General features: G+C 43.7%; 21 protein-coding genes. 7 read left to right on the top strand and 14 right to left on the bottom strand.

From position 1 onward, the window contains the following. Positions 1-548: 548 nt before the first annotated feature. On the top strand, positions 549-1,457 hold the full coding sequence (locus HFU86_RS05665) for a gluconeogenesis factor YvcK family protein (RefSeq protein WP_187128875.1): 909 nt from the start codon (positions 549-551) through the stop codon (positions 1,455-1,457). Positions 1,458-1,520: 63 nt separating this feature from the next. Here the strand turns inward: HFU86_RS05665 and pgtA are convergent, their stop codons facing one another. From pgtA to HFU86_RS05650, 3 genes are read right to left on the bottom strand one after another with little or no spacing between them, the layout of a single operon-like run. After that, positions 1,521-2,768 (bottom strand): two-component system response regulator PgtA, encoded by a 1,248-nt coding sequence (gene pgtA, locus HFU86_RS05660; RefSeq protein ID WP_132494326.1) that lies wholly within the window; start codon positions 2,766-2,768, stop codon positions 1,521-1,523. Then, positions 2,761-4,767, bottom strand: coding sequence for a two-component system sensor histidine kinase PgtB (pgtB, locus tag HFU86_RS05655; protein ID WP_187128874.1), 2,007 nt, complete (start codon positions 4,765-4,767; stop codon positions 2,761-2,763). The genes pgtA and pgtB overlap by 8 nt, the downstream gene beginning before the upstream one ends. Then, entirely contained in the window at positions 4,764-5,993 is a 1,230-nt protein-coding gene (locus tag HFU86_RS05650; protein ID WP_187129819.1) for an ABC transporter substrate-binding protein, read from the bottom strand. Before HFU86_RS05650 ends, pgtB begins: the two co-directional genes overlap by 4 nt. A 400-nt stretch (positions 5,994-6,393) precedes the next feature. On the opposite strand from HFU86_RS05650, the gene pgtP reads away from it, so the two are divergent. Then, a complete protein-coding gene (gene pgtP / locus HFU86_RS05645; protein WP_187128873.1) occupies positions 6,394-7,773 on the top strand; it encodes a phosphoglycerate transporter PgtP in 1,380 nt (459 codons plus the stop codon). Between the two features lie 86 nt (positions 7,774-7,859). Here the strand turns inward: pgtP and HFU86_RS05640 are convergent, their stop codons facing one another. The 6 genes from HFU86_RS05640 to bioB form a co-directional block, all read right to left on the bottom strand. Beyond that, complete coding sequence (locus tag HFU86_RS05640) at positions 7,860-8,771, bottom strand: Rpn family recombination-promoting nuclease/putative transposase (protein WP_132494320.1); 912 nt, start codon at positions 8,769-8,771, stop codon at positions 7,860-7,862. 222 nt (positions 8,772-8,993) lie between these two features. Continuing rightward, entirely contained in the window at positions 8,994-11,012 is a 2,019-nt protein-coding gene (gene uvrB / locus HFU86_RS05635) for an excinuclease ABC subunit UvrB (RefSeq protein WP_187128872.1), read from the bottom strand. A 624-nt stretch (positions 11,013-11,636) separates the two neighbouring features. After that, positions 11,637-12,311 carry a dethiobiotin synthase gene (gene bioD / locus HFU86_RS05630; RefSeq protein WP_187128871.1) on the bottom strand — a complete coding sequence of 225 codons (675 nt, stop codon included), beginning with the start codon at positions 12,309-12,311 and terminating at the stop codon, positions 11,637-11,639. Further along, positions 12,304-13,119 (bottom strand): malonyl-ACP O-methyltransferase BioC, encoded by an 816-nt coding sequence (bioC, locus tag HFU86_RS05625; protein ID WP_187128870.1) that lies wholly within the window; start codon positions 13,117-13,119, stop codon positions 12,304-12,306. The genes bioD and bioC overlap by 8 nt, the downstream gene beginning before the upstream one ends. After that, positions 13,097-14,254, bottom strand: a complete 1,158-nt coding sequence (gene bioF, locus HFU86_RS05620; protein ID WP_187128869.1) for an 8-amino-7-oxononanoate synthase — start codon at positions 14,252-14,254, stop codon at positions 13,097-13,099. Before bioF ends, bioC begins: the two co-directional genes overlap by 23 nt. Further along, entirely contained in the window at positions 14,254-15,240 is a 987-nt protein-coding gene (bioB, locus tag HFU86_RS05615) for a biotin synthase BioB (protein WP_243698960.1), read from the bottom strand. The genes bioF and bioB overlap by 1 nt, the downstream gene beginning before the upstream one ends. A 159-nt stretch (positions 15,241-15,399) precedes the next feature. Between bioB and bioA the strand changes: the two genes are divergently transcribed. Further along, positions 15,400-16,671, top strand: a complete 1,272-nt coding sequence (gene bioA, locus HFU86_RS05610) for an adenosylmethionine--8-amino-7-oxononanoate transaminase (RefSeq protein ID WP_187128868.1) — start codon at positions 15,400-15,402, stop codon at positions 16,669-16,671. 47 nt (positions 16,672-16,718) lie between these two features. Here bioA and pgl read toward each other — a convergent pair whose 3' ends face one another. Beyond that, a complete protein-coding gene (gene pgl, locus HFU86_RS05605) occupies positions 16,719-17,699 on the bottom strand; it encodes a 6-phosphogluconolactonase (RefSeq protein ID WP_187128867.1) in 981 nt (326 codons plus the stop codon). A 213-nt stretch (positions 17,700-17,912) separates the two neighbouring features. Here pgl and HFU86_RS05600 point away from each other — a divergent pair, with 213 nt between their 5' ends. After that, positions 17,913-18,731 (top strand): pyridoxal phosphatase, encoded by an 819-nt coding sequence (locus HFU86_RS05600; RefSeq protein ID WP_132494306.1) that lies wholly within the window; start codon positions 17,913-17,915, stop codon positions 18,729-18,731. 394 nt (positions 18,732-19,125) lie between these two features. Here HFU86_RS05600 and modC read toward each other — a convergent pair whose 3' ends face one another. The 3 genes from modC to modA are packed head-to-tail and all read right to left on the bottom strand — an operon-like array spanning position 19,126 to position 21,683. Further along, entirely contained in the window at positions 19,126-20,193 is a 1,068-nt protein-coding gene (gene modC / locus HFU86_RS05595) for a molybdenum ABC transporter ATP-binding protein ModC (RefSeq protein ID WP_187128866.1), read from the bottom strand. Position 20,194: 1 nt separating this feature from the next. Continuing rightward, complete coding sequence (gene modB / locus HFU86_RS05590; protein ID WP_036950542.1) at positions 20,195-20,884, bottom strand: molybdate ABC transporter permease subunit; 690 nt, start codon at positions 20,882-20,884, stop codon at positions 20,195-20,197. 22 nt (positions 20,885-20,906) lie between these two features. Then, positions 20,907-21,683, bottom strand: coding sequence for a molybdate ABC transporter substrate-binding protein (gene modA, locus HFU86_RS05585; RefSeq protein ID WP_036950547.1), 777 nt, complete (start codon positions 21,681-21,683; stop codon positions 20,907-20,909). A 263-nt stretch (positions 21,684-21,946) separates the two neighbouring features. Here modA and HFU86_RS05580 point away from each other — a divergent pair, with 263 nt between their 5' ends. Further along, a complete protein-coding gene (locus HFU86_RS05580; protein ID WP_187128865.1) occupies positions 21,947-23,002 on the top strand; it encodes an ElaD/SseL family deubiquitinase in 1,056 nt (351 codons plus the stop codon). An 82-nt stretch (positions 23,003-23,084) separates the two neighbouring features. On the opposite strand, the gene HFU86_RS05575 is transcribed toward HFU86_RS05580, so the two are convergent. Next, positions 23,085-23,237, bottom strand: a complete 153-nt coding sequence (locus HFU86_RS05575) for an AcrZ family multidrug efflux pump-associated protein (protein WP_036950553.1) — start codon at positions 23,235-23,237, stop codon at positions 23,085-23,087. 191 nt (positions 23,238-23,428) lie between these two features. Between HFU86_RS05575 and modE the strand changes: the two genes are divergently transcribed. Continuing rightward, the gene (modE, locus tag HFU86_RS05570) at positions 23,429-24,217 is read left to right on the top strand and encodes a molybdenum-dependent transcriptional regulator (RefSeq protein ID WP_036950555.1); all 789 of its coding nucleotides are present in this window, start codon (positions 23,429-23,431) and stop codon (positions 24,215-24,217) included. Positions 24,218-24,351: 134 nt separating this feature from the next. After that, complete coding sequence (modF, locus tag HFU86_RS05565) at positions 24,352-25,830, top strand: molybdate ABC transporter ATP-binding protein ModF (RefSeq protein ID WP_187128864.1); 1,479 nt, start codon at positions 24,352-24,354, stop codon at positions 25,828-25,830. Positions 25,831-25,867 lie beyond the last annotated feature (37 nt).

Here is a 25,867-nt window from a genome sequence, read left to right as displayed (position 1 = left end):
TATTACGGATAATTTTTTTGCTATTTCCATGTGATGATAAACGCCTATCTGTCAATATCTCGTCAAAATGAGGTTAATTCTGTGCACATTGTTTGTTGTAGATCAGTTTTATCCCGCGTTTTTTGATAGATAACCCTAAGAATCCATAAATATGATGTCTCGAATTACTGAAACGACTACATCACCATCGAATCATTATCGAAATGAATCAAAATGGCACCTAGAGGGTAAAATACGCACTTAAATTCCGCGAGTTCAAAAAATATTAATTCCTGTTACCCCGCAATAAACAGCGCTATTTAATCTGATTATAGAAAGCGTTGATAATCGCCCATCTATATCCTTTATTTTCATACCGTTCTAGTTAATTACTCTTAGCCACATAATCAAGAAATTTGTGATACCGATCGAGAATATTCTCTTTTGTTGTTTTTTATCACAGCAAGTAAACTTCAGATGGTGTTTTATGATAGATTAGCGCCAATTTTGTTTTAGCACTGATTCTAGATTGATAATTTAGCTAGATGGATAGTTTAAATAGGAACACTATGCCAAACCGTAGTTTGACAAATCTTAATCACGTCGTCGCCCTTGGGGGCGGACATGGGCTTGGTCGAGTGATGTCTTCTCTCTCATCTTTAGGCTCCCGTTTAACTGGCATTGTCACCACCACGGATAATGGTGGCTCTACAGGACGAATCCGTCGTTCTGAAGGGGGAATTGCTTGGGGTGATATGCGTAATTGCTTAAATCAGTTGATTACTGAGCCATCCATTGCCTCTAAGATGTTTGAATATCGATTTGCGGGTACAGGGGAATTATCAGGGCATAATCTCGGTAACCTAATGCTGAAATCCCTTGACCATTTAAGTGTTCGCCCACTTGAAGCCATCAATTTAATCCGCAATATGCTGAAAGTGAATGCGCAATTAATCCCGATGTCTGAATCACCGGTAGACCTGATGGCTATTGATGATATGGGAAATGAAGTCTACGGTGAAGTTAACGTGGATGCTTTGCAGGAGTTACCGCAAGAATTGCGTTTATACCCTCCCGTTAAAGCGACCAGCGAAGCCCTTGATGCTATCCATCGAGCAGATTTGATTTTAATCGGCCCCGGAAGTTTTTTTACCAGCTTAATGCCCCTGTTATTACTCGATGATATCGCCTGCGCCCTGAAAGAGAGCCAAGCGCCGATGGTGTATATCGGTAATTTAGGGAAGGAAATTAGCACCTCCGCTGCCAGCCTCACACTTCCTGAAAAACTAGTCATGATGGAGCGTTATATTGGGCGCAAGAAAATCGATGCGGTGATTGTAGGGCCACGCACCGATGTCACGACAATCCGCCAAGAACGCAAAGTGACTCAGCGAGTATTAGAGGCTGATGATATTCCTTATCGCCACGATAGAAACTTACTGTTGAAAGCCATCGAAGAGACCATTCCCCTTCTGTAATTCACTGAAATTTTAAGTTGCAGGCCAATCCCTGCAACTTTCTCTCTATTTATCTCCAATAATTTAAGTCCGATAATGGTGCTTGTCTAATCCGTACTTTTTCATCCGTAAATAGAGTTTTTTCCGTGGCATTTGCAGATATTCCGACACATCGTTAATTCGTCCTTGATGAATATTCAGAGCTTCCGTAATAATCTGCCGTTCATAATTTTCAATTTGTTGATCTAATGCCGTTGGCGCTACCGACGTTAATAACGGATTCGCTGTCTCCCCCATTGGCATAATGCCAACCGCGTACAGCTCCGCTGCGTTGGCTAACTCCGTTACATTTCCAGGCCAATGACGACGACTCAGTTTTTTGATGAAAGACTCATCCAGTTCAGGCAATTTCTGATTCAATCGAGTACAAGCCAGCTCTAAATAGTGTTGGAATAAAACCGGAATATCCGCTTTACGCAGGGATAACGGTAAACAATTCACCTGAGTTAATGAAAAATAATAATAAAGTTCTGCAATAATCTGCTGCTGTTTAGTCAAAGTAAGCAGCGGCTGATCTGAGATCCCAACCAAACGAAATTCCCGTTGGTCTTGCTGTAAATGCTGAACCAAATAACGCTGTTGGTTCACAGGGAGTAACTCAATATTCTTAATCACTAATGTTCCTGAGCGTGCCTCAGAGACCCATGTTTCAACAGGCACTTCTTGCTCATTTAATAATGTTTTGATCACCAATGGCGCTTGCTGCGGTGTGCTAATTTGATGCAGATAGCGCGCTAAGTAAGTGCGACCACTACCTAACTCTCCTTGTAAGAACACTGCGGCAAGGGTTTCCGATAACCCTTGAAGCTGCCCGCGAACTTGTAAAGACCACTCACTGCTCCCTACAAAATTGAGCATCAATTGGTTTTTGCCCCACCGGCGCTGCAATACACGCTGTTTCCGTGCCGCCAGCGCTTTGGCAACTTGCTCTAAAAGATATTCTGGGTTAATGGGTTTTTGTAGAAAATCCCATGCCCCCATTTTGACTGCTTCCACCGCCATTGGTACATCCCCATGCCCGGTGATCAATACCACAGGGAGATGTTTGTCTTTGGCGAGAAATAGTGTCATCAACTCGATGCCCGAACATTCCGGCATACACACATCGCTAAGAATAATGCCGCACCAATCACGGTGAACTAACTCTTTTGCTGTCAATGGGTTATCACACGCATAAACTCGGTACCCTGCTTGTTCGAGTAGCAGACAATACGCTTCCAATACATCTTTATCATCATCAATCAGCAATATGTCATGGTTGTCATCAAGCATCTTCAAGTACCTTTTTAAATTCTAAAATTACACACCCATTTCCACGCAGTGTAGAAGCGATTCTCAACTCACCACCAATTTGCTGCATAATCGATTGGCTAATGGATAACCCAACCCCCAGCCCAATCTCTTTGCTTGTCGTAAAGGGTTTCATTAATGTATCCGCTAAATGCAGTGGCCACCCCGTCCCGTTATCACACAAGGTCAACAGCAACTTATCAGCGGTTTCGCTGTAATCAACGGTGATTTCTGCTTCTGTGGGGCTGGCATCAAGCGCGTTAGAGAGCAAGTTAACCAACACCTGCTGAATACCAATTTCATCCCCCAGCACCTTAGGCAATATATCCGGATAGCTTAATATCACTTTGCGGGTTTTATGTTGAAGCTTCAGAACATCCCAAGCGCTTTGAATTGATTGGCGTAAATTCACAGGTTGTAATTGCTCATTATCATCACGCTTACGAGCGAATTGACGCAGTGAGCGCACAATGCCATCCATTCGAGCCACAAGTTGCTCTGACTTATTTATCGCCATCAACGAGGTGTCATTATCTTGCTCTGGCAACCCTTTTTTCGCCATAAACAGGTGCATGGAAAGAGCATTTAGCGGTTGGTTAATTTCGTGAGCTAAGGTGGTCATCGTCTGCCCCACGACGGCGAGTTTTGCCGTTTGGATCAACTCGTTTTGCGTAGTTCGTAAGTTTTCCTCTATTGCCTTACGTTCTGCAATCTCTTGTTCTAGCTGAGTTTTCTGTTGATTGATTTGAGCAATACTGCGCTGTAACAGCGTGCCAATTCGCCCTAACTCATCACGACCTTCGACAGGAATATGGGTCGTCAAATCCCCAATACTGATCCGAGCCACTGCTTGGTTTAATGCGGTAAAACGTTTGACCAAACGAGGACGAATAAACAGCATGTTGAACAGCAATACCAACAGTAATGCCAACCCTGCGGTAATAATAATAATTGTGCCACTCCACGACATAATGTTCGCTAAACGCTGGTTTAGCGTTTGTAGCTGAAAGTGGCTGCTCCCAAGTTGCAAATCAAGCTGAGAGCGAAAATCAGCCAAAATTCGCTCTTTTTCGATCGTCGCTTCATTTAAGGCTCTTTTCGCTGTTTGATAATTTTGCAGGACTTCAAGCATTTGGTTATCCGAAAGGCCGATATCTAACAACTCATCGATGGTTTGACGCAGCGTCACTGAACTTGGATATAAATTCAACGCCTCTTCATTGGCAGCTAAATTCGTTTTTAAGTACCCTAAATAACGGGCATAGCCGTTAACATCGATTGGGTCATCAAAAGCATTATCCCCTTGAATATCCTTCAAGCGCCCCGTCAAAATATTGGTGATCTGCTCTTCCAAACGCGCCAATGTATAAATAAGCTGCAACTCTCCTTGCACGTTACGTAACCGACTTTGTAACCCTTTGGCTTGAAGAGGATCTTGCTCAATTTTGTCCAGTAAAGAGCCTTGTTGTAGGCTAATATCTTGCGATAACGAGTTGAGCTCTGTACTAAAATCGTCATGTAACCAGTTGATCCGAGAAGATAATGTATTAATTTTTTCCCGTGCTAAAAACAGGGCATATAGTGCCTTATCCAATCTCTGCAAAAGATCCTGACTTTGCGTCAAAATGACAGAAATTTGCTGTTGATCCTGCCCATTCAATTGCTGATTAAATGCGGCTATTTGCGCTAAATGTGCGGTGATTTGGTTGCGTAATTGCAATCTTGTCGCTGTATTTGGTGCTTTTAAAAATTCATTCAATTCATTGACTAAGGTATTTAGCTGCCCTTCAATCAAAAATGAAGCCTGCATTTTGGGAAAATAATCCCCAAGTGCGTAGCGGATCTGCTTATTTTGCTCTTGCCATGCATATAAGCTGACGCAACTGACGATCAGTGTCATCAAGGCGCCCGCGATAAAGGCGCCACGTAAAATAGCCGTAATGCTGAAGCGCCCCATCAATCTCACTATCGATGTTTTCATTTAATCGCTTCCAATACACTGATGGCTTGGCGTTGCTGCTCCTGAAAGAAATGCTGCCAGCGCATATATTCCTCTTCCGCTTTGCGATTATCTTCAAAGCGTGAATAGTAAGCAGGATCTTCACTTTCTTTCGCGCTGACTGGCATCGCCGTCAGTAGTGCTCGAACGTCTGGTAAAGGGTGCTTTAGCTTAGCTTCCGCCATATACACCGCACGCCAAGCATCTTTCGATTCCGTTAAACGAAACGTGATTGCCGCATCAAACAGTTGCTGTACTAATCGCTGACGCTGCAATACCAAATGGACATCCAGCGGTTTAGGTGAATCTAATAGCTGGCTTTGCTGCGCTTTTCGAGGGTTATCATCCCCTAGAGGAGTAACTGGATATTTCCCTGTGCTGCTGTCTGCAAACACTTTTTGCCCTTGTTCACTGAGTAAAAAATCAATCAGTTTTCGCGCTTTTTCTGGCGCTAAACTGTGGCGAGTGATCGCAATAAACGTCGGCGATGTGGCTGAATCAGGCAGATAGTGAAACTCGAGTTCAGGGTCAGCTAATAACACATTTGCATAGTTATCAATAATCGGTGCAGCCCCACCTAACCCCACTTTGATTTTATCGGCTACCCCAAAACTGCGTGATGAAACAGTGGCTAAATTCCCTGACATTCCCAGTAAAATGCGCCATCCATCTTCCCACCCCCGCTGCTGTAATAACGACTCAATCATTAAATGATAGGTATCAGAGCGAGATGGACTGCTTATCAGTAACGAGCCTTGATATTGGCTATTTGTCAGGTCATCCCATGTCTTAGGAATGGGTAATTTGTTTTGCTCCATCCACTTTCGGTTAGTCAAAATGCCATATCCAGAAAATGCCACCGCAGCAACGGAACCTTTTAAAGATTCAGGAATTAAGCGCTGGGAATACTCAGGAATATCCGGCAATGCACTCAACCGATTATGCTGCTGCAAATGGTGCATCAGCATCGGCGAGGAGGTCAGTATCAGATCGACATTTTCCAAAGCATCGGTATCTAACAAGCGCTCTAATGAGGCACTGGTTCGATTAATCGTGCGGATGGGTATTGCATCCTCTCGCGCATTCCAATTCGTGACTATCGCTTGTGTCGCTTCGGGTGAGAATGTTGTCGCTATCACCAACTCATCATTTTTCGCATGGCTAATTCCCACGCTGTTTAGCAAGATAATAAAAAAACAGAGCCGCATTATCAGTGGACGAATTGGTGTTATTAGTCTCATAAGCGTAGTCATCCCCTGGGTAGATGTGATTCATATCAAAGAAAGTAACAATAATGTGAGTTTGTCAAAAAGTGCATTTGAGACAAATTTTACCCTTTTCGGATTTATGCGCACACGACAAAACTTACCCGCTTTATTCTCATTGTTACGCGATTAAATCAACCCTTAGTTGCGCGTTTTTTGAAATCCATTCCCGTTAATTTATGAATGGGTCAATTTGACTCGTCCCTATACAAAATTGGGTCAATTTTGACCCAAGCCCTTCATATTGCGATATTTTTTCAACAAGAACATGATGAGTCTGTCAGAAATAAAACGACAAAAAACATCAGGGAATTTCTTTTTACTCTATTTCACAGGTGAACCTATGCTGTCATTTTTAACGCCAGCCACGGCAAAAAAACAAATTGCACCAGAAAAAGTTCCTGCCGCCTATAAACGCTATCGCGTTCAAGCACTACTCAGCGTGTTCTTAGGTTATTTGGCTTACTATATTGTCCGTAACAACTTCACGCTCTCTACCCCGTATTTGAAAGAAAACTTAGATTTAAGTACCACCCAAATTGGTCTACTAACTAGCTGTATGCTCATTGCTTACGGGATCAGCAAAGGCGTGATGAGTAGCCTTGCCGATAAAGCCAGCCCAAAAGCATTTATGGCATTTGGTTTGATCCTGTGCGCCATTGTCAACTTCGGAATGGGGTTTAGTAACGCATTCTGGTTATTCGTTGGTTTTGTAGTGCTTAATGGTATGTTCCAAGGCATGGGTGTGGGTCCGTCATTTATCACCATTGCAAACTGGTTCCCGCGTCGTGAACGTGGTCGTATCGGTGCATTCTGGAATATTTCTCATAACGTGGGTGGGGGTATTGTTGCCCCAATCGTCGGTGCTGCTTTCGCCGTATTAGGCACTGAGCACTGGCAAAGTGCGAGTTACATGGTTCCCGCTTGTATTGCAATTTTATTTGCAGGGGTTGTGTTGGTATTAGGCAAAGGTTCCCCAAAACAAGAGGGTTTACCTGCGCTTGACCAAATGATGCCAGAAGAAAAAGTGATCCTGACTTCAGCGCAAAAAGAACAATCACCGGAGAATATGAGCGCCTTCCAAATTTTCTGTACCTATGTACTGAAAAACAAAAATGCGTGGTATATCTCTTTCGTTGACGTCTTTGTGTATATGGTACGTTTCGGCGTGATCAGCTGGCTACCAATCTACCTGCTGACAGAGAAAAACTTCTCTAAAGATCAGATGAGCGTGGCATTTTTATTCTTCGAATGGGCTGCTATTCCATCCACTTTATTAGCAGGTTGGTTAACGGACAAACTGTTTAAAGGCCGTAGAATGCCGTTAGCTATTGTTTGTATGACACTGATTTTCTTCTGCCTCATCGGTTACTGGCAGAGCCAATCATTAGCTGTCGTCACCTTCTTTGCAGCAGTAGTTGGTTGCTTAATCTATGTGCCTCAGTTCTTAGCATCAGTACAAACAATGGAAATCGTGCCAAGCTTCGCAGTTGGTTCAGCCGTCGGCCTACGTGGTTTTATGAGCTATATCCTTGGCGCAACGTTAGGTACTAGCTTATTTGGTTTCGTGGTTGACCGTATGGGTTGGCATGCAGGTTTCTATCTGCTCTTAGGGGGGATTGTTTGCTGCATTATCTTCTGTGTGCTGTCCCACTTAGGCGCATTGGAACTTGAGCGTAACCGTCAATCGGTAATAGTAAAAGGTCAGTTAGCTAACGCTTAATCTCGCTAAGAAAATTCGACTAAAAATATGACTGAGTTCAGTTTCTCACTGAACTCAGTTTTCTTTATGTATTAATAAATTATGTATTAATGCATCGCTTCGATTTCTGTCGGGGATAAGCCTGTAATTTGACTAATAACATCAATGTTTAAACCTAAACTTAAGCTGGTCAAAACTTGGGTATAAGTGCGTTGTTTGGCCTTCTCCTGCTCTTCTTGTCGAGCTTCTTCTCGCCCTTCATTTCTTAATCGATCAGCAATTGTCATAACGGTCTCCTGATATCCTTCTGTTTTCTCTATTAATGTTTTGATTATCTTCTTGTATGTCGGCGTATCCATCACACTAAACAGATAGTTGATGATTAAAATAACGTCGTCGCGATGGTTTTCGTTCTCATGGATCACCTGCGCTAAGCGTTTTGACAGCACCATAAGGTCATCTTTCAGGGATGAGTGTTTGAGAACTAACTCCAACGCCGCAACTTTTCGGTGATTCACAAGTTCATCATCACTTGCCACTGTTACATCCACTAACGGCAGTGGATTACAATACAAATCATGCGCTAAATCAGACCACTCAAAGCAATCTGTCCATGACTGGGAATAAGGATAAGGAGATTGATTGCCATGATAAAACAGGATGGGAACCACCAGCGGCAAAGTTTGGTGCCCTTGCTGCAAATGCTGATTCATCGCGCAAAATGCGTAATGCATCAGCCGCCAGCCCATTAGCTTATCGGGGGAAGATTGGTGCTCAACCAAGAAATAAAAATACCCCTTCCCCCTGAGTGTTTGAACGGAATAGAGCATGTCCGAGAAACGAGAGCGCAATGTTTTATCCACAAATGAAGCACTGGCCAACTTCAAGGTATCAAAATTGCAGAGGTGCTTAATGCGATTAGGAAGATGGACTTCAAAAAAATCCCGCGCATTATCCACTTTACTCATAAAGCCTTTAAAGGTTGAATCATGAGGAGCTACAATTGATTGGGTCGCCATCTCGGCCTCGTCTTGGTCCATAAGATGACGAGATACTAACCAATATTTTTGCAAGTGTGAGAAAAAGTTAGTCCTAATTACCGCAAATTACTTGACAGGCTAACTTGTTGTTATAAATAACTTTACTAACTTATTCCATTCATAAAAAAGCCCCTTAACCCGCATATTGCAGCGCTAAGAGGCACTTAATAAATTAGCGTATTTTTTAGCGATTTTTAAAAATTACGAATTGGCGATAAATTGGTTTCGTAGTGTTTGTAACTCATCGCGAACTCGCGCAGCGGCTTCAAACTCCAGATCTTGAGCATGTTTATACATTTGCGTTTCCAATTGAGAAATACGCTGCTCCAGCTCTTTCGTTGACATGGACTGAACATTAAGCAGAGATTCATCTTTGATGCTCTCTTTACCGCGCCCTTTCCCTTTACCACCCACTTTGTGACCAATCTGGAGGATATCCCCCACTTTCTTGTTCAAGCCTTTAGGCGTGATACCATGGGCTTCGTTAAACGCCATCTGTTTGGCACGGCGTCGCTCTGTCTCAGCAATCGCTTTTTCCATGGAGTTAGTGATTCTATCCCCATACAAAATGGCTTTACCGTTCAAGTTACGCGCTGCACGACCGATGGTTTGGATCAGTGAACGTTCTGAACGTAAGAAACCTTCTTTATCAGCATCAAGGATAGCCACCAGCGAAACTTCTGGCATATCCAAACCTTCTCGCAATAAGTTGATACCAACCAGTACATCAAACTCACCAAGACGTAAATCACGGATAATTTCAACGCGTTCCACTGTGTCGATATCTGAGTGTAGATAGCGAACTCTCTCCCCATGCTCTTCTAAATATTCGGTGAGATCTTCCGCCATGCGTTTGGTTAGTGTGGTGACCAGCACGCGCTCCTGTTTCTGAACACGAATACGAATTTCAGAAAGTAAATCATCCACCTGCGTTGCCACCGGACGCACTTCAATCAGCGGATCAAGCAATCCTGTCGGCCTAACTACCTGCTCAATCACTTCCTGCCCCGACTTATCCAGCTCATAATTACCCGGTGTCGCTGACACATAGATAGTTTGAGGTGCTAAAGCTTCAAACTCTTCAAAACGCATTGGGCGGTTATCGAGGGCAGAAGGCAGTCGGAAACCATACTCTACGAGAGTCTCTTTGCGAGAACGATCACCTTTATACATCGCGCCAATTTGTGGGATGGTGACGTGAGACTCATCCACAACCAGCAAGCCATCTGCGGGTAAATAATCAAATAATGTTGGCGGTGGCTCGCCCGGCGCTCGTCCGGAGAGATAACGTGAATAGTTTTCAATGCCTGAGCAGTATCCCAGCTCGTTCATCATTTCCAAGTCAAATTGGGTACGCTGAGTGATCCGCTGCTCTTCCAGTAGCTTATGATTCTCTAGCAGCACTTTGCGCCTATCGGCTAATTCGACTTTGATATTTTCCATCGCCTCAAGAATTCGTTCTCTTGGCGTCACATAGTGAGTTTTAGGGTACACGGTAAAACGAGGTACTCGATGTTGAATAGCCCCGGTTAACGGGTCGAACAACGATAATCGCTCCACTTCATCATCAAAGAGTTCAACTCTTAATGCATACTCATCGGATTCTGCTGGGAAAATATCAATTACTTCGCCACGAACGCGGAATGTTCCTCGCGTGAATGCTTGGTCATTACGGGTATACTGCAAGTCTGCAAGGCGGCGCAAAATAGAGCGCTGGTCAATGATCATGCCATCAGTCAAGTGCAGCATCATTTTTAGGTAGCTGTCCGGATCGCCCAATCCATAAATTGCAGAGACCGATGCCACAACAATGACATCACGACGCTCAAGTAAAGCTTTGGTTGCAGACAAACGCATCTGCTCAATATGTTCGTTTACCGAGGCATCTTTCTCAATAAAGGTATCTGAGCTGGGGACATACGCTTCAGGCTGATAATAATCGTAGTAAGAAACAAAATACTCCACTGCGTTCTCAGGAAAGAAGGCTTTCATTTCGCTGTAGAGTTGTGCCGCCAAGGTTTTGTTATGCGCCATCAACATCGTTGGGCGATTTTCTTGCGCGATAACGTTCGCAATTGTAAACGTTTTCCCTGACCCAGTAACCCCTAGCAAGGTTTGATGAGCAAGACCATCTTCTAACCCTTCTCTTAATTTACGAATCGCCTCAGGCTGATCGCCTCCCGGCTGAAAATCAGAATACAGTTTAAAATCCTTGCTCATAGTTATGCCTCTTTAATAATCTCTCGCCTATGATACTGGATAAAAAACCAGCTTCAAGTGCTGGTGATAAATTTCCTTTTTATGAGGTTGAAATCTGTTTACGAAAATGTTATCCCCAAAATAAAACTTGACCTTTTTGAAAGGAGATATTTTATGCTTTTCGACTTTTAGGCTTTAACGCAAATCTAAATAGAACGCTTGCTTTTATTTAACTAATTGTATTTAAACAAAATTACATAAAAGCCCAGAATCACATCAAATAAAGGCAAAGCCGCTTGTCACCTAGCATTAGAATGGTTTTTGAATGTTAATTCACAAGGTTATCCACAGAAATAGTGGATAACTCTGGAAGCCCTTCCGCCTCATGCACTCCCGTAGCATGCTCATTTTACGGTTTGGCGATAAAATGACAGAAATATGGCGAAATGATGAAAGTGTTTTTACTCTCCATTCGTGACAAAAGAAAAATATTCTGTTTTTTTACGGAAACTACTTAGTATTTTTCCTATGAAACTTGACAAAAAAAGGATCTTTAACGTTAAAAAAGATCGGCAAAAACAAATAAAAGGCGTACTCCTGCCACACCTAATTGTCTAGCGGGTTTACTAAGATTTTTAAGGGATCTTAAAGGGAAGAAAGGTCTAAATATTGCCCTAAAAAATCGGTAGATTGGCTTTCGATATGCGGAATAATCCCTAAGCATGGCGCATCGATCATTCGCTTCAGTGCAGTGAGATATTCTTGTTGATAAATGCCCGCAGGTTCCACTTCATTCGCAATCCAGCCAACTAAAGATAACCCTGACGCTTTCACGGCTTGCGCAGTTAATACCGCATGGTTAATACACCCAAGCTTCACACCGACCACCAAAATTACAGGTAATTGCTGTTCAACCACCCAGTCTGCGTAGGTTTGTTCAGCAGACAATGGAGTATACCAACCGCCAGCGCCTTCCACTAATACCCATTCAGCTTGCTTCTGTAGCTGCCTTAATCCTTGAGTCATCACCGAAAACTCAATGGCCTGCCCAGTTTTTTCACTGACAATGTGCGGTGACGTCGGCGCTTCAAAAATGATGGGATTAATTTGCTCATAAGGTACTACGACGCGGCTATTCGCTTGCAGTTGTAGTGCATCGCTATTACGCAAACCTTGTGCGGTCATTTCGCTACCTGAAGCAACTGGCTTATACCCTACGGTTTTCAATCCTTGCAAATTAGCCGCTTGTAACAATGCACAGCTCGACATGGTTTTGCCGATTTCAGTATCCGTTCCGGTTACAAAATACGTTTTAGTCACGATAAATAATTCCAAATACAGTTTGATAGGTTAATGGCAACCCTTTCTCGGTATTTGGGTATACCTCGATTAGTTGCTGCAAACGCTGACGTGTCATCAGCCCCGCTTGGCGGCCCGCAGTTAAGTGAGTTGCGCCTATTCCCTTTACTGAATTAAGTAATTCAATGAGGTTCGAAAAATAGAGAGTGTCCGCTTGTTGATAAAGTTGGCTACGCCACCCCTGACAGCTCTTAACAATGTTTGAGTAAGGTAAAAAACGGTTCACATGAGGGGAATCATCCAACGCTTTCCAAGCCGCCGAGAGCTCGTCAAGGGAGTGCTCCGCTAAGGTGGTAAACCCGATAATCCCTCCTGGCTTAGTCACACGGTATAACTCGCCCAGAGCATGAGATAAATCATCGCACCACTGAATGGCCAAATTCGAAAATACCCAATCAAAACTGGCATCCTCAAAGGGAAGCCTGTCCATATCCCCACACACATAACGGTGCGCCGATTGCTTGTTTTGCGCGACATCCAGCATCCCTGCAGAGAGGTCAAGCGCCGTCACATTCGCTCCCATCTGTTTGATAATTTGGCTAAAAAATCCTGTTCCACAACCTGCATCTAATACCTGTTGAGAAAACATAGGTCTCTCTATTGCCCCGTAGCTTTCTAACAGGCTAAGCAGCTGCTTACCGCTATTTTGTTGATAGCTAGCCAGAGAATCATAACGGGATGCTGCACGCCCAAATGCCGACGCTATCTTGGCTTTTTCTCGGGTATTTCGCGATAAACTTGCCTCATCATGATACAAAGACAAACTCATTGAGTGCCTCCAATAATTTGTCAATATCGTCCTGCTGATGAGCGGCGCTTAATGTCATGCGTAATCTGGCACTACCCGGAGGAACCGTCGGCGGTCTAATTGCTTGAACCCAAATGCCCTTCTCGCGTAGAAATTGGGATAACTGCAAACTCTTTTCGTTATCCCCGACAATTAACGGTTGGATAGCTGTATTTGAATCCACCAGATGCATATCCGGTAAATTAAGCTGGCGCTTAAAATAGTGAATATTGCGCTGTAATTGAGCCCGCTGTTCATCCGCTTGTTGAATTTCTCCTACCGCCGCCGAGATAGCAACGGCTTGAGCTGGAGGCATTGAGGTGCTGTAAATAAGATGACGAGCCGCTTGAATTAAAAAGTCCGCAGTGCGTTCATCACACAACACCGCTGCCCCGCTAACGCCAACGGCTTTACCAAAAGTGGCCACGAGAATATCGGGCTTAATACCATATTCATCACAGCTACCACGCCCTTGCTTGCCCCAGATCCCAAGTCCATGAGCATCATCCACCATCAACCATGCATTGTGAGCGTGAGCCAGTGTTTGCAGTTCATCTAGTGGCGCACTGTCCCCATCCATGCTGAACACCCCTTCCGTCACCACTAACGTTTTCGATGTATGGGGTTTGCTGATTAATTTTTCTAAGGAATCAACGCTATTGTGACTAAAGCGCCGTAACTGAGCTTGGGAATGCATCGCCCCTTCTAACAAAGAAGCATGGCTGAGTTTATCAGCCAGAATACGGTCTTCCGCCGTCATTAACGCGGTGATCAACGCATGGTTAGCGGCAAAGCCAGAAATAAACAAAATGGCACGCTGATAACCTAGCCAATCCGCCAACTTCTGCTCCGCTTGGTAGTGAGCGTGAGTGAACCCCGTGATATGCCCAGAGCCACCACTTCCTACCCCATACTCTTGCGCACCTTGCTGCCAAGCACGGATAATTTCAGGATGTTGGCTCAGCCCTAAATAATCATTCGACGAAAAATTCAGGTAGCTTTTGCCTTGAAAATGGAGTTCCCGACCAGAGCTTTTTTCAATACATCTGCGCTCACGCCATGCAGAAGCGTCTTTACGCTTCTGCAATTGGCTATCGATAAACGATGTCCAGCCCATCAGACTGCCGCGTTATAAAATTGCGCATTGTCAGCGGTTAACAGCGTTTCTGCCAGTTTCGCTGCTTGTAGATCTTCCCCGTCTTCCATTTCGATGCGCTCAGGGTTGATATTCAGCTTCTTAAACAGCGCAATATCTTTGTTTTCATCAGGGTTTGGCGTAGTTAACAGTTTGCAGCCATAGAAAACAGAGTTCGCACCTGCCATAAAACACAGCGCCTGCGTTTGCTCGTTCATATGTTCGCGACCTGCGGATAAACGCACATAGGAGCTTGGCATCATGATCCGCGCCACTGCAATGGTACGAATAAAATCAAATGGATCGACATCTTCATTATCAGCCATTGGAGTGCCTTCAACCTTCATCAACATATTGATAGGCACGCTCTCTGGTGGTTTTGGTAAGTTAGCCAGCTGCACGAGTAATGCCGCACGGTCACTGACTTTTTCACCTAAGCCCAAAATCCCACCCGAGCAAACTTTAATTCCCGCATTACGCACATTATCCAGTGTATCTAAACGGTCTTGGTAAGTTCGCGTGGTGATAATATTGCCGTAATATTCCGGTGAGGTATCAAGGTTATGGTTATAGTAATCCAAACCCGCGTCCGCTAAGCGGCCCGCTTGTGAATCATCAATCATCCCCAGCGTCATACACGTTTCCATACCTAACGCTTTCACTTCCTTGACCATCATTTCAAGGTAAGGCATATCGCGCTCTTTCGGGTTACGCCATGCTGCCCCCATACAGAAACGCGTAGAACCGGCATTTTTAGCTTTTTTCGCCGATTCAACCACTTGCTGGACTTCCATTAAACGCTCAGTTTCTAAGCCCGTTTTATACCGCGCACTCTGAGCGCAATACTTACAATCTTCAGGACATGCCCCGGTTTTGATAGACAGCAATGTGCTCACTTGCACTTGTTGCGGGTCAAAATGTTGGCGATGTACTTGCTGCGCTTGAAATAGCAATTCGAAAAACGGCATTGAAAACAGTTCGTTAGCTTGTTTTATTGTCCAGTTTTTTACTGAACATTGTTTTAGTTGGCTCACGGGATCTCTCCAGTTGAAAAAGTTGTTGCCAGTTTAAATATTGCGATTATCATGTCAACTAAATGATCTAAAAAAAGTTGACGAAAGATAATAATGAACAGTTGTGATATTGCTTTTGATGCCAAGCACATTTGGCATCCTTACACCTCAATGAGCCACCCTATTCCTGCCTACCCAATCGTTGCCGCAGAAGGTGCGGAGCTGATTATGGAAGATGGTAGAAGACTGATTGACGGGATGTCATCGTGGTGGGCAACCATTCATGGTTATAATCACCCAGTACTCAATCAAGCGGTCACCGACCAACTGGCGAAAATGTCTCACGTGATGTTCGGAGGCATTACCCATCCACCCGCCATTGCATTATGCAAACAACTGGTTGCCATCACCCCAGAGCCACTCGAGTGCGTTTTTCTTGCGGATTCTGGCTCGGTCGCCGTAGAAGTTTCCTTAAAAATGGCGCTGCAATACTGGCAAGCTCGCGGTGAAAAGCGCCAGCGAATTCTCACTTTACGTCATGGTTATCACGGCGATACTTTTGGTGCGATGGCGGTGTGCGATCCTGACAACTCCATGCACGGTTTATACAAAGGTTATTTGCCGCCTCATATTTTTGTCGACGCGCCTCAGTGTGGTTTCCATGATGAGTGGAATGAAAATGATCTTCAGCCACTCAAGCATCAACTTGCCGAAAATCATCAAGACATTGCCGCGATCATCCTCGAACCTATCGTTCAAGGTGCGGGAGGAATGCGTTTTTATCATCCTAATTACCTCAAAGGCGTTCGTGAGCTTTGTGACCGTTACGGATTACTGCTCATTGCAGATGAAATTGCCACAGGGTTCGGTCGTACCGGAAAGTTATTCGCTTGCCAGCATGCGGAAATTTCACCTGATATCATGTGCTTAGGTAAAGGTTTAACGGGAGGATATATGACGCTCTCTGCCACCATAACCACTCGCCATGTCGCGGAAATCATCAGTAATGGAGAAGCAGGCTGCTTTATGCACGGGCCGACCTTTATGGGTAACCCATTAGCCTGTGCCGTTGCCAATGCCAGTTTGAAATTATTGCTAGAAAGCCCATGGCAAGAGACTGTTGCCAACATTGAGCAGCAACTGAAAACAGAGTTACTTCCCCTTGCCCGTTATTCCAGTGTTCAAAATGTTCGGGTGCTAGGCACTATTGGTGTGATTGAGATGAAGCAGCCGGTCAATACGGCCGAATTGCAGAAACTTTTTGTGGCTGAAGGGGTATGGGTACGCCCATTTGGTAAGCTTATTTATGTGATGCCGCCGTATATTATTACCCCAGAACAGCTAAGTAAAATAACTCAAGCAATGGAAAAAGTACTTACCGCGTAATGAAACCTGTCGCTGGGTTATTCACACAGCGGCAGGCTTATCAACAATTAACGGAATGTCACCCACATACAGCCCGCAGAGGCTTTATAACACGCTAATTCAGTCAATTTTCCAGTGATAGAGTCAATCTCTGACACGGAAATATGATCGGATTTTTGTCCACTCGACACCAAGAAACGCCCTGATGGGTCAATATTAAAACCACGGGGCTGCGCTTGCGTTGGGTAGCGTCCAACTAAACTTAACTCGCGCCCATTATCAGAAACTTGATAGTGAGCTAAGTAGCTTTCTGAACGTTCACTCGCATATAAATGACGACCATTTGGCGTGATATGAATATCCGCCGCCCAGCGCTGGCTCTGATTACCCACAGGGTACAACGCGACATTCTGCATTTCACGGTAACGCGTAAATTTATGATAAACGTTGATGGTCGAATCCAGTTCATTCAAGCAGTAAATCACTTTTTCTTGAGGGTGTAGCGCTAAATGACGAGGTCCCGCTTTCGGTGCTGTCGTGATTTGATCGGCGGTGGCTTCGGTAAGATAACCATTGTTTGCCAAATCAAATAAACGAATATGATCTTCCCCTAAACATGGCACCCACAGCTGCTGATTATCAGCGTCCATATGGGATGAATGCGGATGGCGCAATCCTTCGATAACTTGAATTGGAGCCCCTGCAACACCGTCACTGCCAATCGGTAATACCGCTAAATTGTGCTGATGGTAAGAAGGAACAAACAGGAATTTATCGCTATTATCCAGCGATAAATGCACAGGTTTTCCCGGTACGCAGGTTTGTGCTTTAAAACGTAATGTACCTTGAGGTTCAATATCATAGGTCACAACGCTCAAGTGAGGACCAACCCCGATATACAGATGCTTTTTATCGTGGCTCACCACCATTGGCTGCACTTGCCCCGGTGTGCTCACGGTTTGCAGCAGTGAAAGTTCTCCCACTTGGTTCATCGCCCAAACGTGAATTTGTTGGGTTTCTGGGCTGGCAACATAAACAACCTGATCCATCCTGACTCCTTGATTGATAGTAAAATCATCGAATGAAATGATTGACTGACTATACCGAAAAAAAATCAAATTGCCGCTAAAAAACCAAATTACGGTTAAAAACCCAATAACCACTAAAAACCTGCGCCGCACAGTTTAGTGTATAAAGACTAATCAACTTCAGTTATCATAAAGCCCTAAAATGAATCCGAAAAAAATCATATGGAGTCGTTTATGTCATACCGTGTTATTGCCCTTGATCTCGATGGAACGCTACTTGATCACCAGAAAAAAATTCTGCCCGAATCTTTAGAAGCCCTGAATGAAGCCCGTCGACAAGGGGTCAAAGTCATCATTGTGACAGGTCGTCACCATGTTGCCATTCATCCGTTTTATCAGACACTTGACTTAGATACCCCCGCAATTTGCTGTAACGGTACCTATCTGTATGACTATTTAGGTAAAAAAGTCTTAGAGTCGAACCCAATGACGGTCGATTCTGCCGCCTTACTGATTGATAAACTGCGTGGCTCCGATATTCAACACTTAATGTATGTCGATAACGCGATGCTGTATCACACGAAAACTGAAGGTGTGACGCGTACCTTAAATTGGGCGCAATCTTTACCTCAACACCAGCGTCCAACTTTCGAATTTATCGAAGACTTCGCTCATGCGCTCAATCAGTATGAATATATTTGGAAATTTGCAGTCACCTCGCCAGATCACCAACGCCTGCACGATGTTGTTCGTGAAATTGAGTCAGAATTGGACTTAGATTGCGAATGGTCGTGGGAAGATCAGGTGGATGTGGGTCGCAAAGGGAATAGCAAAGGCCAGCGCCTAAAAGAATGGGTCGAATCCCAAGGCATGAGCATGAATGATGTGGTTGCTTTCGGCGATAATTTCAATGATTTAAGTATGCTAACCACCGCAGGCCTCGGGGTTGCTATGGGCAATGCGGTTGATGAAATCAAGCAGCAAGCGAAGCTAGTCACTCGCGTTAATACCGAACCGGGTATCGCCGAAGTGATCCGTAAATACGTTTTGTAGATCATTAAGCTGGCTTTGAGTGTGCGGATCATATCCAGCAGCGAAGGCTTTACAACTGTTAATCAGCTTAGCTATACTCAATTTGTTTAAATTTGAAGCATCACACAGAATCGCTGGCAAGTGATTCTGCATAAAAACCTCGCAACGCCAAGCGAGGTTTTTTATTTTTTATCTATAGAGCTTACCAACAAGCTGCAAGTCTAAATCATAGATACATTTACTAGCTAATGAAATCAACAACGCTGCGGTGTGAAGAACAACTCGGAGCAAGGCTCTAAGTTATTCGCATTGCAGCTAGGCGACAAATTCACTCATCCCTAGGAACATACACAAGTATGTGACTAGGGTGAGTTAATGAAGTCAACAACGCTGTGGTGTGAAGAACGACGAGCCTTTAGAACGTTTTAGAAAGAGATGCCGACTTAACCTGCGCAAACACCTTCCGCCCCTTACGAATTGAAAGTTCATCCCTCGCCCAGCGCGTGATCCTTGCCCATAAATAGTGCTCATCCCCCAAATCTAGCTTCACATCCACTTGTTCGCCATCCTCTATCCATTCCACTACTTCCGCAGAAAGAATATTACGGATACTGCTCACTGAAGGTTTTTCGAGCACTAAAGAGACATCGGATGCATCAATACGTAATCGCAACGCGCTGTTTTTATCTACATCTATGCGGGGGATCCACAATTTTTGATTGCCCACCATCACCGCCGTCATTTGATAGTCGGGATGCTGGCTATGCACCTCCACACTCAACACGCTACTCAAGGTTTCTTGCTGCAACCAAGGACGCAATGCACTACTTGCCCACACCTCTTCTAGGGGACCAAACGCCTTCACCTTTCCTTGCGCCATGACAATAACTTTATCTGCCAGACGCAGGATTTCATCGAGGCTATGACTGACATACAAAATTGGGATTTTAACGTCTTGGGAAAGCTTTTCTAAGTAAGGCAATAATTCACGCTTGCGTGGAAGATCAAGAGAAGCTAATGGCTCGTCCATCAACAGGATTTCAGGGGCTGTTAATAATGCACGCCCAATCGCCACCCGCTGTTTTTCCCCACCAGATAGGGTCATTGGGAAGCGATTTAGTAATTTTTCAATTCCCAACAATTCAACGATATCGTCGAATCGCTCTTTCATTTGCGGCGCCATACCGTAGCGTAAATTACTTTTTACGCGGTAGTGGGGAAATAACCGAGCGTCTTGGAAAACATAGCCAATATGACGTTTCTCAGGAGGCAAGCAGATCCCTTTTTCGATATCCACCAGCGTGCGCCCATTTAGGACGATGCGCCCCTTATTTGGCTTAGTTAACCCACCTATCACGTTGATTAGTGATGTTTTCCCCGCACCTGATAATCCAAAAACTGCCGTGATGCTTTCCGTGGGGAGCTGGGTGTTCACTTCCATTTGTAAATCACCCAATTTTTGAGCGAAATTTAGTTCTAACATATTAGGCTACCCCCAGACGCTTCTTGCCCCAACGGGTCAGCCATTCTGAAATTAATAACGAAATTAATGCTAAGACAATCGCAATAATACACAGACGCGCCGCATCGGTTTCTGCTCCCGGCGTTTCTATCAATGTATACATAGCGAGTGGGATTGTCTGAGTTTCCCCTGGAATATTAGACACAAACGTAATGGTTGCCCCAAATTCGCCAAGAGAACGTGCAAAAGCTAAAACCGTACCGACGATAATTCCCGGCAACGATAATGGAATGGTGATCGTGAAAAAAACTCTTAATGGGCTTGCACCAAGGGTTCGTGCGGCTTGTTCCAGCTTTTTATCTACGGCTTCTAGCGCTAAGCGTATCGCTCTCACCATTAATGGAAATGCGACCACCGCCGATGCTAATGCAGCACCTCGCCAACTGAATGTAAAGCTGAAACCAAACCAGTCATACAGCCATTCGCCAATAAATCCTCGCTTACCCATACTGACGAGTAGCAAATACCCCACTACCACTGGCGGTAGCACCAGTGGTAAGTGGATAATACTGTCGAGCAATGTTTTGCCAGGAAAATGGCAGCGGACTAATACCCAAGCCATCAAAATACCAAACGGTAAGCTAAATAGCACCGCCACGCTGGAAACTTTTAAACTGAGGTAAATCGCTTCCCATTCATATGGACTTAACATCTGCAACGATATGATCTCTTAATTATTTTTGATTTGGAGTGAAGCCGTAACGCTTGAATATTTCTGAAGCCGCTGGGGTTTTCAGGTATTCATAGTAATCACGGGTCGCTTTATTATCCTGATCTTTCACAATTCCCATTGGATATTCAACAGGTTTATGAGTGTCAGCAGGGAAAATACCCACTACTTTTACTTTTTGGCTTGCAACAGCATCAGAGCCGTACACAATCCCTAATGGTGCTTCTTGGCGCTCAACTAGCGCCATTCCGCTACGTACGTTGTTAGTACGCGCCAATAATGGGTCAACTGTTTCCCAAGCCCCTAAATAGGTCAATGCTTCTTTTGCATAGATCCCAACAGGAACGTGATCAGGGTCGCCGACTGCTAAGCGGCCACCATCTAACAGCTTTTTCCAATCTGTCTGTTTGTTAATTTCCACTTTATCGATTTTTGAATCTTTTGGTGCAATCAACACTAGCTCGTTACCTAATAAAGTATAGCGGGTGTCTTTAACCATCAGATTTTTATCAATCGCAAAATCCATCCACTGCTGGTCAGCAGAGATAAACATGTTTGCCGGTGCACCTTGCTCAATCTGGCGAGCCAGCGTTGAAGAAGAAGCATATGAAGCGACTACCTCAACATTCGTTTCTTTCTTATATTGCTCTGAAATTTCATTCAGTGCATTAGTCAGTGATGCCGCCGCAAATACGGTAATTTTTTCAGCCGCGAAGCTATTACCTGCCATAGTCAGTGTTAACGTGGCACCCGCAACCAGAGATATCAAACCTTTTTTCATGTTAATCCACCATTGTATTATTTAACTCGCTATATATATCAAGATATAGCGATAACTTAAAGTCAAACAATACATAAAAGTGTGCTAGCTCAAGAACTCATCCACTTTTTCTCAATGGGATACTTATCATGCTCATTACACCGCAGGATTTTTGGGTCTTAGCATCATCGCTTTTATATAGCCTTAAATATATTTCCTTTGTAATTTTATCGGCACAAATCATTTACATTTGAATGTTTAATTCAATTTTTTTGCCATGTGTCATGAAAAAAGGAAAAGGTATGATTCCCACACAGGTAGTACGCGCTCCAACCCAAAATAATTACATAAGCGGATTAACGACCGAACAATTTAATCGATTATTTGATGAAGAGATCAATCCAGAAACGTTGGATGTTTTGGGAAAACAGGCAGGAAATGGAGATTTAAACAGCATTGAGTTACTGCACAATATCGCCCTACGCCAAGGCTCTTCAGGAAAAAAAGCTGAAAATATCCTATTCGATTTATTCAGTGGTAAACAGCCAGCAAAGAAAGGAGTTGATAAGGAAATACAGAAAACCAGTGAAGCGTTATACCAACTATATACCGACAAAAAACTCGCAAACCACTTTGACGATTCAAAGTTAAAAAAACCGTCTAAGCTCCTCTATATTATTGGTTCATCCATAAAAAACCTCATGGATAAGATTGGATTAAGCACCCTGTTATTCAAAGATGATAGAACAGAATCAACACTTTGGGATACAAATAGAATGGTCACCAGCGATGAAATTGATTCCGCAAATAAAGCCCTCAACGCCTTACCATCTAATATAACCATCAATAGCGCAATGCCTCTTACTCTATGTGGATTAGATTTTTTGAAGGAAAATATTGAACAAAAAGAGAAAAATTCGCAGGGATTGAATCAACTTGAATTATTCCCCATCAATGTCCACGAACATTGGATTTTGCTTGCACTTTATAGAGATCAATTGACACAGAAAACCGATAGTGTGGTATTCAATTCATTCACTGGACTCGCGCCCGAAATTCGTGAACAACTCATGGATGCCGCTCAAGTTGTTGGGGCTGGCGATAATATGATCTTTATTGAAGGGAATATTCAACAATACGTGCCAAATGGTTGTGGGCTATTTGTTCTTGAAGCAATCAAAAAATTAACTGAGAACACACAACAAGATCCAATAGAGATCCTCAAAGCATTCCACAAAGATTTCCCAGAAAAATCCATTGAAGAACAGCAGCAATTTAATATTCAGAACCGCAGGGAACTGTTTTCAAACTACTACGATGATCAACATCATTTATTTTAAAGTGCTTTTCTAAAACGAAAAGCCCCTTGACTGCATGCACAATCAAGGGGCTAGGATTAATTCGAGCTAAGCTCGCTATGTATTACTTATTTTCAGTATTATGGTGATGCGGAACATGCGCTTTAGACAATAGGTTAAAGAATGAACCTAAGCCATAGATCAGACCCATGATCAATACCATTACAACCGGAACCATTAATAGGGCAAAGCCCAAACTTTTGATAAGTTCTAACATCTAAGCCTCTTCAGTGATACTGTGCTCACCAGCATTCTGATACGCTGACGAGGGAAAAATCAATATAACAAAAATAATAACGCACAATAGCATTATATTGCATACTATTTTAGACAAATTATTATACTAGCAACATACTAAATGTGCTTTTTGCCTTTGCCGCCACAATCCTAGCAGGGAGATCTTAAACAATGCAGGCCGAAATCTTACTTACATTGAAGCTACAGGGAAGTTTATTTGCCGACCCTCGCCGAATTGCGCTATTAAAGCAGATAAAAGCAACAGGATCGATTAGTCAAGGCGCTAAACTTGCAGGGATCAGCTATAAAAGTGCGTGGGATGCCATCAATGAAATGAACCAACTGACCGATGATATTCTGCTGGATAGATCAACTGGAGGCAAAGGTGGCGGCGGAACGACTCTCACCCAGTATGGAGAAAGATTAATCCAGCTCTATGATTTACTCGGGCAAATTCAACAAAAAGCCTTTGATGTGCTCAAAGATGATAGCCTTCCCCTTGATAGTTTACTCGCTGCAATCTCTCGCTTTTCATTGCAAACCAGTGCCCGAAACCAATTTTTCGGTACCCTGATTGCTCGAGATCACAACCATGTTTTACAGCATGTTCAAGTGAAACTGGCCGACAAGAAAACCGTCATTAATGCTGCACTCACCGAATCCAGCGCTAACCGCCTTGGCTTAGTTGAAGGGAAAGAAGTCCTCGCTCTGATTAAAGCGCCGTGGGTCAAATTGACCAAACAACCAAGCGAAACCCATTTTGATAATCAACTGGCAGGCACCGTTTCAACCCTCGAAAGAGGCCCTGAAAACAGCGAGATCCTTGTCGCTTTAACAGGTGGAGAAACACTCTGCTCTACCTTATCAAATCAAGAAGTTGATGCGTTAAAACTGGCAATTAACGACCCAATTACAGCGCTATTTAATGCCGACCAAGTGATTATCGCTACACTTTGTTAGATTTTTAGGGGTTAACGCCCCTAACATTGCTCCTGATTCGCTATTTTTTAGCTTCCCCCTCATGTCGACTTATTGACTTTACCTATAAACCTGATTATTTGTGGTAGCAGGCAGGTCAATGATAAGGAAGCTAAATGAGCTCGATAACAATACAAAATGGGTGCTTTAAGCTGAGCGAGACCCAAACGCTCGATATTCCTCATCTCGAAATTCATTCGGGTGAAAGCTGGGCTTTTATTGGTGCCAATGGTAGCGGAAAATCATCGCTAGCACGCGTACTCTCTGGGGAATTGCAATCTCTTTCTGGAATCACCCAAAGCGGCTTCAAGTCGCCCATCCGCCTCTCTTTTGAGCAACTACAAAAAATCATTGCAGAAGAGTGGCAACGTAATAACACCGACTTACTCAGTGAAAATGAAGACGATACGGGCTTTACTGCCGCGGAAATTATTCAACTTCATCATAAAGATAATGAATTGTGCTTAGAACTTGCGGCTAAATTTGGTATCAGCGATTTGCTATCACGCCGCTTTAAATATCTGTCTACCGGGGAAACTCGCAAAGTCTTACTGTGCCAAACTTTAATGAACTCTCCAGACTTACTGATCCTCGATGAACCTTTTGATGGCTTAGATATCTATTCACGAAGCAATCTTAGCGAACTGCTATTTAGTCTGCATAATAAAGGCCTCACTTTGGTATTAGTTCTCAATCGATTTGATGAGATTCCTGATTTTGTTGAACACCTTGGCGTTGTCGCTGACTGTAAACTCACTCTAAGTGGAGATAAAGAGTCAGTGCTTGCTAACACCCTAATCCACCAGCTACAACACAGTGAAAAAATCAAGCAACTTACGATCCCTGAACAAGAAGATCCCACGATTGAAGAGGCTCTAGATACAGAGACACCACGTATCGTTTTAAATAATGGTGTCGTGAGCTACAACGATAAGCCTATTTTACATGGGCTAAATTGGCAGGTTAACCCTGATGAGCATTGGCAAATTATCGGTGAAAATGGTGCGGGTAAATCCACATTATTAAGCTTGATCACCGGAGATCACCCCCAAGGTTATAGCAATGATTTAACGCTGTTTGGGCGCCGTCGAGGTAGCGGAGAAACGATTTGGGATATTAAACGTCACATTGGCTATGTCAGTAACAGTATTCATCAAGAGTATCGTGTGGCAACCAGTGTACTCAACGTAATTATTTCCGGTTTCCATGACTCCATTGGTCTGTATCAAACACCTTCAGACCGCCAAGTTCAGTTAGCTTATGAATGGCTAGCACTGCTTGGATTTGCGCCACAAACGGCTCAACAACCATTTCATAGCTTATCGTGGGGTCAACAGCGATTAATTCTGATTGCTCGCGCTTTGGTTAAACACCCTACCATGCTTATTTTGGATGAACCTCTTCAAGGGCTTGATGGCTTAAATCGTTTACTGGTACTGCGTTTTATCGATATCATGCTTAGCCGAGGAAATACTCAATTGCTATTTGTGTCACATCACCAAGAAGATGCGCCATCGTGCATTACCCATCGACTGAAGTTTGTCCCTGATGGGGATAAATATCGCTACGATATTGAAATTGTCTCAGAATTATAACCTTGTTATCTTGCTGGTAAGTATTTACTTACCAGCA

This window comes from Providencia sp. JUb39 (assembly GCF_012272845.1).
Classification (GTDB): domain Bacteria; phylum Pseudomonadota; class Gammaproteobacteria; order Enterobacterales; family Enterobacteriaceae; genus Providencia; species Providencia lanzhouensis.
The sequence above is the reverse complement of the archived record's forward strand: the minus strand, read 5'-3'. Positions and strand labels throughout refer to the sequence as shown.

Excerpts from the sequence above, each read along its gene's own strand:
- bioB (WP_243698960.1), bottom strand. The coding sequence starts at position 15,240 with ATGCCGTTTTTCGAATTGCTATTTCAAGCGCAGCAAGTACATCGCCAA.
- HFU86_RS05665 (WP_187128875.1), top strand. The coding sequence starts at position 549 with ATGCCAAACCGTAGTTTGACAAATCTTAATCACGTCGTCGCCCTTGGG.
- uvrB (WP_187128872.1), bottom strand. The coding sequence starts at position 11,012 with ATGAGCAAGGATTTTAAACTGTATTCTGATTTTCAGCCGGGAGGCGAT.
- bioF (WP_187128869.1), bottom strand. The coding sequence starts at position 14,254 with ATGGGCTGGACATCGTTTATCGATAGCCAATTGCAGAAGCGTAAAGAC.
- modB (WP_036950542.1), bottom strand. The coding sequence starts at position 20,884 with ATGTTAAGTCCATATGAATGGGAAGCGATTTACCTCAGTTTAAAAGTT.
- pgl (WP_187128867.1), bottom strand. The coding sequence starts at position 17,699 with ATGGATCAGGTTGTTTATGTTGCCAGCCCAGAAACCCAACAAATTCAC.
- pgtA (WP_132494326.1), bottom strand. The coding sequence starts at position 2,768 with ATGCTTGATGACAACCATGACATATTGCTGATTGATGATGATAAAGAT.
- pgtP (WP_187128873.1), top strand. The coding sequence starts at position 6,394 with ATGCTGTCATTTTTAACGCCAGCCACGGCAAAAAAACAAATTGCACCA.
- HFU86_RS05580 (WP_187128865.1), top strand. The coding sequence starts at position 21,947 with ATGAAAAAAGGAAAAGGTATGATTCCCACACAGGTAGTACGCGCTCCA.
- modA (WP_036950547.1), bottom strand. The coding sequence starts at position 21,683 with ATGAAAAAAGGTTTGATATCTCTGGTTGCGGGTGCCACGTTAACACTG.
- HFU86_RS05600 (WP_132494306.1), top strand. The coding sequence starts at position 17,913 with ATGTCATACCGTGTTATTGCCCTTGATCTCGATGGAACGCTACTTGAT.
- modE (WP_036950555.1), top strand. The coding sequence starts at position 23,429 with ATGCAGGCCGAAATCTTACTTACATTGAAGCTACAGGGAAGTTTATTT.
- modF (WP_187128864.1), top strand. The coding sequence starts at position 24,352 with ATGAGCTCGATAACAATACAAAATGGGTGCTTTAAGCTGAGCGAGACC.
- HFU86_RS05575 (WP_036950553.1), bottom strand. The coding sequence starts at position 23,237 with ATGTTAGAACTTATCAAAAGTTTGGGCTTTGCCCTATTAATGGTTCCG.
- HFU86_RS05650 (WP_187129819.1), bottom strand. The coding sequence starts at position 5,993 with ATGCGGCTCTGTTTTTTTATTATCTTGCTAAACAGCGTGGGAATTAGC.
- bioC (WP_187128870.1), bottom strand. The coding sequence starts at position 13,119 with ATGAGTTTGTCTTTGTATCATGATGAGGCAAGTTTATCGCGAAATACC.
- pgtB (WP_187128874.1), bottom strand. The coding sequence starts at position 4,767 with ATGAAAACATCGATAGTGAGATTGATGGGGCGCTTCAGCATTACGGCT.
- modC (WP_187128866.1), bottom strand. The coding sequence starts at position 20,193 with ATGTTAGAACTAAATTTCGCTCAAAAATTGGGTGATTTACAAATGGAA.
- HFU86_RS05640 (WP_132494320.1), bottom strand. The coding sequence starts at position 8,771 with ATGGCGACCCAATCAATTGTAGCTCCTCATGATTCAACCTTTAAAGGC.
- bioA (WP_187128868.1), top strand. The coding sequence starts at position 15,400 with ATGAACAGTTGTGATATTGCTTTTGATGCCAAGCACATTTGGCATCCT.